The sequence below is a fragment of the Paenibacillus sp. FSL R7-277 genome (genome assembly GCF_000517965.1).
In the GTDB taxonomy this organism is placed as follows: Bacteria; Bacillota; Bacilli; order Paenibacillales; family Paenibacillaceae; genus Paenibacillus_AQ; species Paenibacillus_AQ silagei.
On the sequence record NZ_ASPX01000069.1, the window covers coordinates 21,111 to 34,228 of the forward strand.

At 51.9% G+C, this 13,118-nt stretch carries 15 protein-coding genes; 13 read left to right on the top strand and 2 right to left on the bottom strand.

Features of this window, described 5'->3' with window-relative positions; genetic code table 11:
- Positions 1 to 16 precede the first annotated feature (16 nt).
- A complete protein-coding gene (locus C173_RS19345; protein WP_036727525.1) occupies positions 17 to 1,729 on the top strand; it encodes a DUF6382 domain-containing protein in 1,713 nt (570 codons plus the stop codon).
- A gap of 42 nt (positions 1,730 to 1,771) precedes the next feature.
- On the opposite strand, the gene C173_RS19350 is transcribed toward C173_RS19345, so the two are convergent.
- Together C173_RS19350 and C173_RS19355 are read right to left on the bottom strand one after the other, a co-directional pair.
- On the bottom strand, positions 1,772 to 2,674 hold the full coding sequence (locus C173_RS19350) for a TIGR01777 family oxidoreductase (protein ID WP_036727526.1): 903 nt from the start codon (positions 2,672 to 2,674) through the stop codon (positions 1,772 to 1,774).
- 22 nt (positions 2,675 to 2,696) lie between these two features.
- Positions 2,697 to 3,161 (bottom strand): DUF2621 family protein, encoded by a 465-nt coding sequence (locus C173_RS19355; protein WP_036727891.1) that lies wholly within the window; start codon positions 3,159 to 3,161, stop codon positions 2,697 to 2,699.
- 172 nt (positions 3,162 to 3,333) lie between these two features.
- Here C173_RS19355 and C173_RS19360 point away from each other — a divergent pair, with 172 nt between their 5' ends.
- From C173_RS19360 to C173_RS19410, 12 genes are all read left to right on the top strand, one after another.
- Positions 3,334 to 4,461 (top strand): deoxyribonuclease IV, encoded by a 1,128-nt coding sequence (locus C173_RS19360; protein ID WP_036727528.1) that lies wholly within the window; start codon positions 3,334 to 3,336, stop codon positions 4,459 to 4,461.
- A gap of 45 nt (positions 4,462 to 4,506) precedes the next feature.
- Positions 4,507 to 5,403, top strand: coding sequence for a formyltetrahydrofolate deformylase (gene purU / locus C173_RS19365; RefSeq protein ID WP_036727529.1), 897 nt, complete (start codon positions 4,507 to 4,509; stop codon positions 5,401 to 5,403).
- Between the two features lie 275 nt (positions 5,404 to 5,678).
- Positions 5,679 to 6,461: an SAF domain-containing protein gene (locus C173_RS19370; RefSeq protein WP_036727531.1), complete on the top strand. Its 783-nt coding sequence runs from the start codon at positions 5,679 to 5,681 to the stop codon at positions 6,459 to 6,461.
- 30 nt (positions 6,462 to 6,491) lie between these two features.
- Positions 6,492 to 7,556, top strand: coding sequence for a hypothetical protein (locus C173_RS19375; protein WP_036727533.1), 1,065 nt, complete (start codon positions 6,492 to 6,494; stop codon positions 7,554 to 7,556).
- Positions 7,553 to 9,127, top strand: coding sequence for an ATPase, T2SS/T4P/T4SS family (locus C173_RS19380; RefSeq protein ID WP_036727535.1), 1,575 nt, complete (start codon positions 7,553 to 7,555; stop codon positions 9,125 to 9,127). The genes C173_RS19375 and C173_RS19380 overlap by 4 nt, the downstream gene beginning before the upstream one ends.
- Positions 9,128 to 9,142: 15 nt before the next feature.
- Positions 9,143 to 10,180, top strand: a complete 1,038-nt coding sequence (locus C173_RS19385) for a hypothetical protein (protein WP_036727537.1) — start codon at positions 9,143 to 9,145, stop codon at positions 10,178 to 10,180.
- 11 nt (positions 10,181 to 10,191) lie between these two features.
- Positions 10,192 to 11,061, top strand: coding sequence for a hypothetical protein (locus C173_RS19390; protein WP_155991577.1), 870 nt, complete (start codon positions 10,192 to 10,194; stop codon positions 11,059 to 11,061).
- A 100-nt stretch (positions 11,062 to 11,161) separates the two neighbouring features.
- Positions 11,162 to 11,371 carry a hypothetical protein gene (locus C173_RS19395; protein ID WP_036727541.1) on the top strand — a complete coding sequence of 70 codons (210 nt, stop codon included), beginning with the start codon at positions 11,162 to 11,164 and terminating at the stop codon, positions 11,369 to 11,371.
- Between the two features lie 5 nt (positions 11,372 to 11,376).
- Positions 11,377 to 11,520 carry a hypothetical protein gene (locus C173_RS34265; protein ID WP_155991580.1) on the top strand — a complete coding sequence of 48 codons (144 nt, stop codon included), beginning with the start codon at positions 11,377 to 11,379 and terminating at the stop codon, positions 11,518 to 11,520.
- Between the two features lie 15 nt (positions 11,521 to 11,535).
- Positions 11,536 to 11,916, top strand: coding sequence for a hypothetical protein (locus C173_RS19400; protein ID WP_036727543.1), 381 nt, complete (start codon positions 11,536 to 11,538; stop codon positions 11,914 to 11,916).
- A gap of 20 nt (positions 11,917 to 11,936) precedes the next feature.
- Positions 11,937 to 12,434, top strand: a complete 498-nt coding sequence (locus C173_RS19405) for a hypothetical protein (protein WP_036727544.1) — start codon at positions 11,937 to 11,939, stop codon at positions 12,432 to 12,434.
- A 71-nt stretch (positions 12,435 to 12,505) separates the two neighbouring features.
- Positions 12,506 to 13,117 carry a hypothetical protein gene (locus C173_RS19410; RefSeq protein WP_036727546.1) on the top strand — a complete coding sequence of 204 codons (612 nt, stop codon included), beginning with the start codon at positions 12,506 to 12,508 and terminating at the stop codon, positions 13,115 to 13,117.
- Position 13,118: the final 1 nt, after the last annotated feature.

Genomic DNA, 13,118 nt, shown 5'->3' on the forward strand with positions numbered 1-13,118 from the left:
TAGGAGGTGAAGAGACTTGTTTGGACTAGAACGTGATTTCATCCAGCAGGATGGAATAACGATGCTGTTGGGCAGATCCGGGGGGCTGAGCGCAGGAGAGCTGAATATGGTGCAGGCCCGGATGCTGATGACCAGCGGGATACCGCATCATTTACGGCTGCTGCTCAGAGAAATAGATCTGCAGGTCACACTGGAATACACGGTGGCAAGACGTAAAATGCTTGGAGCTCTGCTTAAGAGCGGGAAGCTGAGCATGACGGAATTCTTCGGGCTGATGCTGCAGATCGCTGCCGGGATGGAGGAGGGGCAGCTCTATATGCTGCGTACAGAGCAGTATGCGCTTCATGAGGATTTTATCTTTATCGAAGGTGCGCTCAGCAGCGGCAAGGTCTTCCTGACTTATATTCCGTTGGAACTCACAGAGCCTACACAGAAGCCGGGAGAAGCCTTGAAATCGCTGATCATGGTCTTCATGGGAGCCATCCAGGAGCTATCGGGTGACGGGATACAGCGGTTGCTGCAATATTGCGGGGAAGAAGCCTTTAGTCCAGCGGGGCTGAAGGAACTGCTCGCAGAAATGCTGACGGAGGTTACACCCCATAAGGAGCATGTTGAACGAAATGAGCCTGCACATCTAAGTCCTATGGCTGGCGCAGGTACCTCTGCCGCCGTACCAGGAACGAGGATAGACTGGGCGCAGCCTCAGGCTCGCAGACTGGAAGAACCGGGAAGGGAGAGGTCCGCGGCCGCAGCGTTCTCCCGAATACATGGAGATAAGGAAGCGCAGCCTTCCGGTTCGATTCTTAATCCCACGCCTTGGATGGGTGGTTCACCACCGTTGAAGCGAAAGGATGGATTATCAGGGGTTCAGACAACAATGGATGCAACACTTGGACCTGTTCAGGCTGAGGACAAGCAGAGTCCTTACAGGACATATACATTACTGGGAGCGTTATTAGGTGATGCGTTACTATGGAAGTTTCTCTATCTTAATGACCCCCGGACACTCTGGCTGGCAGTTTGTGCTGCGGTAACTCTGATACTTGCAGCTGTATGCTGGCTGGTATGGAGTGGAAGGCTGGCTTGGGGCGAAGCAGAGGAAGAGTTGGATGATCTGGGGGAGGGGCCAGAGGATTATAACAGTACAGCCCGGAACCGTAAGCTGAGGAGCGACATGGAATGGGATTTCAGCAGGAATCCGGTAAATCAGCATCGTTCTCCTGCACCGGTCTACACTCCTCAGCAACAAGAAGCAACTGTGAGGGGGCACGGATTCACAGCTACACCGGCTGGCAGACAACAGGCTCCGCCGGGGATGGCCGCCAGTAGTCCGCAGAAGAAGGAAGCGGCGATGGCTACAGCGCTGCTGACCCGGGAACCCGTTCAGGCTACAGGCAGCAGTCTTCCCCAGGCCGGAAGGACAGTGCCTTATCTGGAAAGAAGCGACCCGGATGACGGGGGAGCTCCCGAACGAATTGAGCTGAACCGGCCAAGCTTCATTATTGGACGCTCCTCTGAAGTGGCTCAGTACATTGAGAAATCGGAGGGGGCTTCACGGGTCCATGCTGAAATCTCCAGAGCCTCAGGAGGATACATTCTGAAGGATCTGGATTCCAGGAACGGGACGCTGCTTGCAGGTGAAGCTATGGTTCCCTACAAAGAATACCCGCTGACCGAAGGCAGCGTGTTCACCATTGTTAAGGGTACCTACACCTTTCGCACAGCTTAGCAGAGGTAGATGTGATGAATGGAATGGTGCGTTTGCAGCAGCCTACTGATTTTTCAGTTGCTCCAGTGCAGGCTGTAGCGTGGGATAGTTGAAGGTGAAGCCGTGATTGATTGCTTTGGAAGGAAGCACACGCTGGCCTTCCAGCAGAATCTCGGACAGCTCGCCTACAGCAGTTTTTAGCAGAAACGCCGGAAGGGGGAACCAATGCGGGCGATGGTAGACATTGCCGATCATCCGTCCGAACTGTTCATTAGTGACCGGCTGTGGAGCTGTGGCATTAACGGGACCCTCGATCTCAGGCTGGAGAATGCAGAATTCGATCAGGCGCACAATGTCTGTAAGGTGAATCCAGGACATCCACTGCTTACCGGTGCCGATTTTGCCGCCGAAGCCAAGCGAGTAAGGCAGCTTCATTTTGGGAAAAGCACCGCTCTCATTGCCAAGCACGACCCCGGTGCGCAGCTTGACCAGACGGATACCAGCATAGGCTTCATCCGCAGCCTCCTCCCAGGTCTTGACCACCTCGGAAGGGAAATCGACAACCCGGGTCTCGGAAGCTTCGGTATAGGTATCCTGCACCGACGTACCATAAATGGCGACTGCTGAGGACTGGACGATCACGCTTGGCTTATGCTGGAGTGAATTCAGCAGCTTACCGGCAGCGGCAACGGTTTCAAGACGCGATTCCATAATCGCCTGCTTCCCCTTAGGGGTCCAGCGCTGGCTAAGCGAAGCTCCGGCAAGATTAATCAGCGCATCTGCGCCTTCTGCCGCTTCAGGATTGGCTGCCAGGCTGTCCCAGGTTAGATAGCTAAGCCCCGGATGATCCAGCTTGTTCTCGGGGTTCTTGCGCCCGACACTGATGATCTGATGTCCGCTCTGCAGCCAATATCCGGTAAGCTCGCTGCCGATGAATCCGCTGCCTCCGCAAATGATATATTTCATAGGGGTTGCTCCTTAATATGCTTTATTTGACCAGATGCTTGTAAGGCGCGTAGTCAATGCCGTTCTTCTCCAGGAAGGTGATCAGGAACCTGTTGTCACGCCGGGGCGTAGCAATAATGTACCCTTGGATACAGTGCTCACGGGTAACCTCAGTTGCATGGCTCTCTACAGCCAGCTTGCCGATCTCAGCGGCGATAGAGTGCTTGGCAATATCGCGGAACGGGCTAGGCACCGGCTGTACAAGCTGGTCCAGAAAAGACTTCATCTCGTCACTCCACAGCGGACGGCTGCGTTCCACCCAGTAGTTCTGCCAGTCCAGCTTGGATTTTCCGTCAGCCTTGGGCAGCACCTTCAGGAATTTGCGGAACATAAAATAGCCGCCGATGCACATGCAGCCCAGCAGTAAAAAGGTCCAAAATGCGATGGAGTTCATAAACCAGTTGCTTGGAGATGTGGATAATAAGCTTGAGGGTAAATGGAAATGCATGAATACACCGCCTTTGACAATGATGATTGTCACTTTCCTTTTGCTCCTCTTGAGTATAGCGTATTTCCTTAGGTTTGCGAAGCGGAAGCGGCCTTTCGGGGCTTGCCTAGATTTATTCTCCCGATCACGGTAGAATAAGGGTTAATTCGTGAAGGAAAGAGGGAAATTAAGCATGCTGAAAATAGGTTCACATGTGTCCTGCGCGGACAAGGGTCTCCTGAGCGCGGCCAATGAAGCAAATGAGTACGGATCTACCTCGTTTATGATATATACGGGAGCGCCGCAAAATACGCGCCGGAAGCCGATTGAATCGATGTTCCCCGAGGAAGGCAAGCAGAAGATGCGGGAGAATGGCGTCGGCGAGATTGTGGTTCACGCCCCTTACATTATTAACCTGGGCTCCTACAAGGAAAATACCTATCAGCTGGCAGTAGATTTCCTGCAGGAGGAGATCCGCCGGACCCATGCGCTTGAGGTCAAGCATATTGTCCTGCATCCGGGTGCATTCACTGATAAGGATGCTGATTACGGCATCCAGCGCATTGCAGACGGCCTGAATGAGGTGCTGGGCGGTACGAATGAGACCGATGTGCATATCGCACTGGAGACGATGGCTGGTAAAGGCACAGAGATTGGCCGCACCTTCGAGGAGCTTGCCTCCATTATAGATAAGGTTGAATTTAATCAGCGGCTATCGATCTGTCTTGACACCTGCCACATTCATGATGCCGGATACGATATCGTGAACGATCTGGATGGGGTGCTGAAGAAGTTCGATGATACGATCGGCCTGGAGCGGCTCGGCGTGATCCATCTTAATGACAGCAAGAACCCGCGCGGAGCTGGCAAAGACCGTCATACACCGATTGGCTCTGGCTACCTAGGATTCGAGACGATCAACAATGTAGTCCAGCATGAAGCACTCGCAGGTCTGCCGTTTATTCTGGAGACGCCTTGGATCGGCAAAGACGCCAAGAAGCTCCGTCCCATGTATGAAGTAGAAATCGCCCTGCTGCGCGGCAATGTCGCTGAACGCTTCGGTGCGGAATTCCTGCAGGAGCTGGAAGAGCTGCATGCCTTTTTTGCCAAGCAGGAGCTGGATTCCCGCCGTTATGTGCTGGATGTATGGGAGCTGCTGAAGAATGACGCCAAGGCCAAAAAAGCAGATCCCCGTGAACCGCTGGAACGTCTCTATGATCAAGTCATAGCTGCCGGATTATTCCCTCAGCTTAGTGAGGAAGCCGTTAATCACCGGCTGATCGCCTGGCTTGCAGGCAAACAGCTGCTCGTGAAGGCATAAATCCACATAGATAACGCAAGCAGATGAGAGGATGAACCGAGAACTATGGAATTACATGTGAAGAGAGAGCATTCAACAGGCAGACCTTATCCGGACCGGGCGCGTATGCTCATATCTTGTCCTGACGGACCGGGGATTGTAGCAGCGGTATCGCATTTTTTGTATCAGCATGGCGCGAACATCGTGCAGTCGGACCAATATACGATGGACCCGGACGGCGGAATGTTCTTCATGCGAGTAGAGTTTGACCTGCCTAAGCTGGATGAGCGGCTGGACGAGGTACGTAACATCTTCGGCGGTGTTGCCGAGCGCTTCAAGATGAACTGGCAGATATTCAAGGTAAGCCACAAGAAACGGCTGGCGATCTTCGTCTCCAAGGAGGACCATTGTCTGGTGGAGCTGCTCTGGCAGTGGCAGGCGGGTGACCTGGATGCAGATATCGCGCTTGTGGTCAGCAACCACACCGATATGCAGGCTTATGTCGAATCCTTCGGCATTCCGTTCCATCATATTCCGGTCACCGCAGAGACGAAGGCTGAAGCTGAAGTGCGTCAACTGGAGGTTATCGGAGAGGATATCGATGTAATCATACTGGCCCGGTACATGCAGATTATCTCCCCTTCATTCATCGAGCATTACCGGCACCGGATCATCAATATCCATCATTCGTTCCTGCCCGCCTTCGTCGGCGGTAAGCCATACGCCCAGGCCTATCAGCGCGGAGTCAAGATCATCGGGGCAACCGCCCATTACGTGACCGAGGAGCTGGACGGCGGGCCGATTATCGAGCAGGACGTTCAGCGGGTCAGCCACAGCGATGATGTGAATGAGCTAAAGCGCATTGGACGTACGATTGAGCGGGTCGTTCTGGCCCGTGCCGTCAAATGGCATATTGAGGACAGAATCCTCGTGCATCACAACAAAACAGTAGTATTTAATTAATAAGCTAATCTTGCCATAACCATTACAACCACTCCGGTAAAAGTCAGCAACCCAGCTTAACGCAGGGGGATATAGAACATCGTTCTGGCCTGGCTTTTACCGGCATTTATCTTCAGCGGGAGCTTCCCGCAGCCTCAGGCTTTACAACCTCACAAAGATAATCTAATACACTTCTCAACTACTAAGGTGAAAAAGCATTTTGCCGGCATTTTGGACATAGGCGCCAAGATGTATTTTGTTATGTGCAAAAATCACATTCAAAGGGGGTAAAGAGCTTGTCAACAAAGCGCGGCCGTCTATTAAAACGCAATTATTTCTTCGCCGGGTTCATCCTGCTCATCGGCTTCGGCGGACTGCTCGGCTATGATCTCTACTTCAAGCCTTATGTACTGTCACAGACCGTCGTCAAAATCAAGGTGGACGGCGGGGGCTTCCTGCCGAAGAATCATGAGCTGACAGCGGAGAATCTCTATCTGGATTCCGTACAGACCAAAGACATCCCGGCAGGGGTCGTCCGTAGTCTGGAGCAGGTGGAACAGAAGATTACGAATGTTAATCTGACGGATGGCAGCATTCTGACCGAGTCGCTGGTGGATGTAAGCGAACTGGAGCCGCAGCAGGATGAAGGTATTTTCCCGATTCCCAAAGACGCCATCTATGCCATCAACGGTTCTCTCCGCAGCAGGGATAAGGTTGATATCTATCTGGTCGAAGGAGACTCACCCGCAAAAGAACGGAGAGGATACAGTCCGGCTGCTGCTGCATCTGTAACTACTCCCGGAGGGGAAAAGGCCACAGACGCTTCCTCCCTGTTGGAAGGAGAGGTTCCGCCCGAGGTACCTGCACGCAAAGTATTCTTAAGCGGAGTGACAGTAAACTACGTGCGTACGGAAGATAACAACGACGTACTCGACTCGGAGAAAGGCAACAACAATAACCGCTTTACTTCCACCGGGAAGGTGGCAGCCCCGGAATTGAAGCTGAAGAAGAGTGACGGTGAGCTGCTCGGTACTTATCTCGAACAGGGCAAAAAGCTGTGGATTGTTCGGGTAGAGTAGGCGTGGACAGAAGGGAAGGGGGAATGAGACTTGAGAATATTCAGTCTGGGCATAGATCAGCTGACGATCAATGAGATTAAGCTGGCAGGTTTCACCGTTATTGCCCAAAGTGTGCTGCCGGAGCCAGAACATGCCGGAGGGCATCTGTTAATGGTAACGAGCGAGCAGGTGCTGGTAGCGGAATTAAGAGAGCTGAGAGGGAGGTATCCGGACTCTTCGATTTTGTATATCTATCTGCAAAAAGGGGTGCGGGGTTACCAGGCTATACATATGCAGTGTGAGAGTCTGGGCATATTTTTCATGCCCCCGCGTTCAACCTCAGCAGCAATTATCGATAAGCTGCGCTATATGCTCGAAGATGAGCATAAGGAGAGCGGTAATGTGGTAGGCTTTTTCGGCTCGGGGCCAGGTATTGGCTGCACGAGTATTGCCAAGCTGTTCGCCAGGAGGATTGCCGCTTCAGGGCTGCGGGTGATTATGCTGGGTCTCGACCTGTACGATCCGGGCTATGACCGGAAGACGGCGGTTAGTCTGGACAGGCTGCGGCCGCGGATTACCGGTAAAATGCTGCATGATGAAGACTTCAGCGCGCTGGTGAAGCAGGAAGGCTATGCCTATCTGCCCGGGAACTTCGATTATCTAAGCGCCCAGGATTATCAGGAGGAGGAGATCGAATATCTGCTAGCCAGAGCAAGTGAAAGTGCCGATGTGGTGATTGCGGATTTCGGGTCGATTCCTGAGAGCGCCGCGTGGTATGTGGGGATGCAGAAGTCGGTGCTGCGCATGATCGTTACACACCCGCGGCATGAACACAGGCTGCAGCCCCTGATGGAGCTGGCCGGACATATGGACCTGCATCCGCAAGACTTCCAGTGGATTATCAACCGCAGCAATGTGGAGGAGCTAACATCACCGAAAAGCCTGGCCCTGCGTTTTGGCAGCGAGCTTCTGCTGGAGCTTCCGTATTATCCATCTTTTCCAGAGAGCCTGCCGCTGGGCAAAAAAGAGCTTCAGCAAGTGGACGATAAGGTCCACGCATTGCTTGTATCACTGGGCCTCGCCCAGGAAACCCGCAAGAAGGGGATATTTCAATGATGAACAATAAGGATGACAGCTTGCCGTTGCAGCAGAAGCGGGTGCTGTCCGGATGGGCTCCGCTGGACCCTGAACAGGGCAGGAGACAGGAGCAGCGGGGCGAGAGCTTACAGGCAGTGCCTGGACTCGCGGACGGAACGCAGAGCAGACGGCTATTCTCACTGAAGCAGAGCGTACTGCGTACCAGCAAACCCGGCAAAGTGGACTTCTACAGCTTCCTGCACACCATGAAAAGTGAAATGAACGCTGGGCTGGAGCGTGAGGATGACGGCTATTTCGAACTGAATGCGAAGGCGCTGGTTGGTGATCCGCAGGCGGTCAGCTTTTTCATGAACGAGATTGAGAAATATCTGCGCCGGACCCCGTTTACCGGGAAAGTGCCGGAGGCTTACCGCACAGCCGCTGAAGCGCTGTTTCATGAATGGAAGGGCTTCGGCCCCGCCTACCGCTGGTTCACAGACCGTGCCTATAGCGAATCAACGGGACTGCAGATGATCGGGCGGCAAATTTTTTATAACCATCAGGGGAGGTTTGTGGCGTATCCCTATGAGATGCCTTCGCTGGACCGGGTGGAGCAGCTTAAGCGTTCTCTCCTCAAGAGTGATCCCGGCAAGAAGCTGAACAAGGATAATCCTTCCGTTGAATTCAAAATGGATGATCCTCTCTGGCCCGGCCGGTTCATCCGTCTGGCTATCTGGGTCTCCCCGCGGGTCTGGGAGGGCTTCACTACCATCTCGCTGCGGCGGCAGGTCGTTGAATTTCTGGATCTGGATGATCAGGCCGGCACGGAATGTATTCCTGCGGAAGCGATTGATCTGATTCGGGCGCTTACCGGTACGTTTCGCAACACGATTATCGCGGGCGCGGTAGGGTCGGGTAAAACCACTTTTGCCAACACGATTGTCGGCGAGCAGCTGCTCGGTTCCTCTTCCTGTATGGGCGTTGTGATGATCGAGAAGCATCCGGAGTCGATTTTACCGTATCAGATCAAAGGCCACCGGATCATTCCCATTCAGGCTTCCAATGAGGAATTGATGGAGGTAGGAGTGGAGTCGCTGCGGCATGACCCGAACATTTTGTACATGACAGAAATGAGATATAACGAGTGGGAATTCTATCTGTGGAGCGGTGAGAAGGGCTATGACGGCATTACGGGCACCTTTCATACCGTAGATTCAGAGGATATTCCTTATCAGGGGGCGTTTGCTGTATCTACACGGATCGGCGGCAGCCTGAAGGGGCATTTAATCTCAGCGCTGAAATCCTGTGAGCTGGTGTTCATTCTGGAGAGTGTCCCGGATGGGAAGAAACGGCTGGCACGGATCTCCGAGGTCTTTTATGAAGAGGCCAGTAATTCAGTCTTCGCCAATGATCTGATGCGCTGGGAACCGGAGCAGGCGGGCTGGACCTATAATGACAAGCTAACCCAAGCGCTGATCTTAAAGATGAAGAAGAAGAATGCCAGAGCGGCACGGATGCTGCTGCAGGAGCTTGGACATCTCGCTGCGCAGAAGCCGATGATTGACCCGCTGAAGGAAAGTCTGAAGTCCAAAATCGTTTTGAATGAATGAGAGGAGGGAGTGCCTGTGGAGCTGCTGTTCTATATCATCCAGTTTGTGCTTCACCTGCTCGTTGCAGCCGGACTCTGGCTGCTGGTCAAGCCGCTGATTGAGCGGCATCTATGGCAGTGGGGGCAGAAGCTGGATCTGCGGATGAGCTTGTTCGGCCACAAGGTCAGCAGCGCGAAAAGGAAAATGTGGCTGTACCGCCATCTGGATGATCTGCTGTATTTTGCCCATAAGCGATACGAGCCGGGCATCAGTGTGTTGCGCTTCGTCACCCGTTCAGGGGTGCTGTTCCTCGGGGTATTCCTATCGAGTCTGCTGACTCTTAATGAGCTGCCGGGGCAGATGAGCTTCAGTAATCCTTTTCTGGAAGGCATGGTGTTGAATGACGGCGCACCTGTGGCGAATGCCTGGCGGCTTCCGCTGTTTCTGGCGGTTCTCTCGGCCTGTATTCCTTATCTGCGGATGAGATATACCTATGCCCAGCGCAAGGTGCGGGGGAGCTACGATCTGCTCGATGTGATCAAAATAGCTACCAAATTCACGCATTTGTCTGCGGATTCCATTTTGTCCAAGACCAGTGACTTGCTGCCGGTGGAGAATGTGCTGAAGACGCCCTTGAGGCTACTGGGTGCAGCGTTCGCTGGCTATAGTAATGAACGGGAGCTGAATGAGGAAGCCGGGCGTTTTGCCGGAGCGATTGGCACGACGTTTGCCGTAGAATTCGTATCGGACCTGCTCTATTGCGAGAAGGAAGGCACCCGTTATCTCAAAAGCTCGCTCATGACGCTTAACCGCTCAATGGAGCTGCAACGGGAGACTATTCTGACGGTGAAGGCCAGCAGCAGAGATGCAATCAGCCTGGGACTGTACGGTAATCTGATTGTGCTGGTGTCTTCTGTGGGAACGTTCATGTACATGCTGAAGCCGGATGTGTATTTCAAATTGCAGTTCGAGACAACGATTGGACTTACATTTATGATGGTGATTCTTACGGGCCTATTTATCTCGTTCATGATCAGTACCATCCTCGCCAGACCCAGACTGGACTACCATTAAGGTGATGAATGATGGATAGATTACTACTTTTAATAGCTGTAACAGGTATTGTGTATCTTGCCTTACTGGTCTTTGTCAGCAGCAGCAGCCGTCAGCAGCGGTATGTGCTCCGTCTGGGCCAGCAGTGGAAGGCTTTCGGGGAACGTGTGCACAATGAGCGGCTGCAGCAATTGCTCAATCAGAGCGGGCTCTCTATATCAGCAGCCAAAATCACCCTGTTCCGATATGCGGCGGCTTTCCTCTATCTGCTGGCCCAGGTAACGGGAGACTTCATACGATCAGAGCCACTGTCAATATACGATCCTCTGGTTGCTCTGCTGATTATCGTAATTACCAGCCCGCAGCGGGTGCTGCCGTTCGGTTGGGTGCTGAGCTGGCTGCATCAGAAGACACTGATTCAAAAAGACGGGGAGCTGATCTCCTTCATCCGTCTCTATGAGAACAACCGTCTGCGCAAGCGGGGGTATGTGGAATTTGGCGCCTTCTGCGCCGGGACGGCCAACCATTTCAGTTACATCCGCCAGGATCTGTATGAGCTGTCGGAGCGGGCGGTGGATGAGGGGACGGAGCGGGCCATTGAATGGTTTTGCAGCAAATTCCCGGAGAACCACATGTTTATCAACGATATCCGTTCGATTCTGCTTGCGACAGAAGGGATGGATGATGACCATGAAGCAGCGAAGTATCTGCAGGAGCAGGGCAAAATTATTACCAAAATTTCAAGTGACCAATATCTGAAAAAGTGGTCCTTTATCGGGGACATTTCCACGATCATCAATGTCATTCCGTCGATCGCCACCTTTCTGATGATTGTGTCGCTGGCGATGCAGTACATTATGCTGATCAAAGGGAATTTTAACGGCGTAGGGATGTTCCAATGACGAGTTCAGGCAGGCTGATAGCAAGAAAAAGAACCAAATTAAATTTTTGTTATATTCAAGAATCATTTTAAAATATACAATCAAAAGGGAGATATTAACAATGAAAAAAGACGCTATTTCTACTGGTTTGTTTATCGCAATCGGGTTCCTGTGTGTGGCTATTGTAATTGCTGTATTGATTCCTGTAGTACGGGACGTAATCGATAAAGCGGATGACAACAGACCTGAAATCCCGAAGGTTAGTCTGGTTCAGCCTGCAGATTCTGTGGAAGCAGCAGTAACGTACACAATCGCTGGCCCTTTGGTTTAACAGAAATGAAGAAGGACTCGATTTCCGTCGCGCTGTTTCTGGCTATTGGCTTTGTGATTGCCGGAATTTTTATCGCTGGGGCTACAAGCATTATCGGCGGCAGCCAGGATGATATTATTACCCATGTCAAAGCTGTCGAGAAGTATTAAAAGGAGGCGCTGCGCTTGAAGGCAACCGTCCTCCGGGCCTTGTTCATGTGGCTGGTGCTGTTCATTATCCTGCAGCCGATCTTTACGTACATCGATTATTTGCTCGACCTGCAGGTCAAAGCCAACACCTCGTATATCACGCAAAAGGCAGCGACAGAAGGGATGGTCACTGCCTCCATGAAGGCTGAGGTCATCTCTAACCTGAAGGCTGTAGGATTTCCCGAAGGCTCGATTAAGATCACCAGCGGAACAGAAGTGATCCTTGAACGCAAACAGCGGATTGATGTGTACGTAACCGCACCGCGGGTGAACCTGTTCCCCTACAATTTCTCCGGTGTATCCCAGCCGGCACAGTACTATGGACATGGCTCGATCATGAGTGAATATCTCGATTAATTAAGGGATGAAGCTAACCTATGGATTATATTGTCAAGCTCGCCTTTGTCCTGTTGATCTTTATTTATTCCTGGTTTTTTCAGATTCAGAATCAGGAATGGGACCAGGTGCGCAGCATGCTTAAGGATGCCAATAATATGGCCGTCCATGATGCATCACAGGAGTTGAACGAAGCAGCGAGGGCCCAAGGCCGTCTGGTCATTGACCCCGCTGAGGCCTATGCCACCTTCCGCCACACCCTGCAGAGTAATCTGGGACTGGATGACGGCTTATCCCCCTTGGCGGGGAGCCGGCTTCAGGCTCAAGTGAAGATCGTTAAGTTCGACATCGTGGATGAATCTACGGGCGATACTTTTCCGCTGCTCTATGAGGACAGTACTTACGGTATCACCAAATACATACAAGGTCCTTCGGTCATCGCCGTTATTCAAACGCAGCACCCGGTTCTGATCTCCAGAAGCAAGGTTCAAGAGGCCATTACAGTGCCGGCGGTTCAGGAGTATAAATTTAATATGTAAACCAGGATGAGTGCGGCCTGCCCTGAAGCGGACCTTAGCAGGCCGTATAAACTATTAAAGGAGAGATTCAGATGAAAAAGATAATGATGAAAGCAATGTTAGCAACTGCACTGTTAGCAGGTTCGATTTCAGGCCAAGTAGGATCTGCACATGCGACAGCTGCAAAACCGACGGCAGCACCTATTATGAGGGACAACCTGACTAAGTTCGGATTGGTTAAGGACGTGGAGCTGCCAGTTACGGTTACGGCCGGCGGGCTGAGCTATACGCTGGAAAAGATTATGATCTTTGATTCCAAGTCGAAGGATGCTCAGGCGTTGGCTAAGCAATATGGTTATGACCTGGACGGTGCTCAGTATTTTATTTGGACAAAGATCAATATAGAAAATAAGGGAGATAAAATTATACAAAAGAACTCAAAGGATTTGAGTGAAAAATGGCGTTTGAACTTTGGAGATCTTTCTAAAGGGGAAGCTTATGTCAGTATGCCGTTGAAAACTGTACTAGTTCAAAACTATAAGCCTAACAACAAACAAGCTCTTTGGTCATGGGTATTGAAACCAGGGGAAAAGTTGAGTTCGTACCAGGGGTATTTATACAGTGGCAAGTTCAACTATTTTGAGATTTGGTTAGATAACAAAGGGGCATCGGCCACAAAGTACATTGTGAATGAGAAGAAGTAGA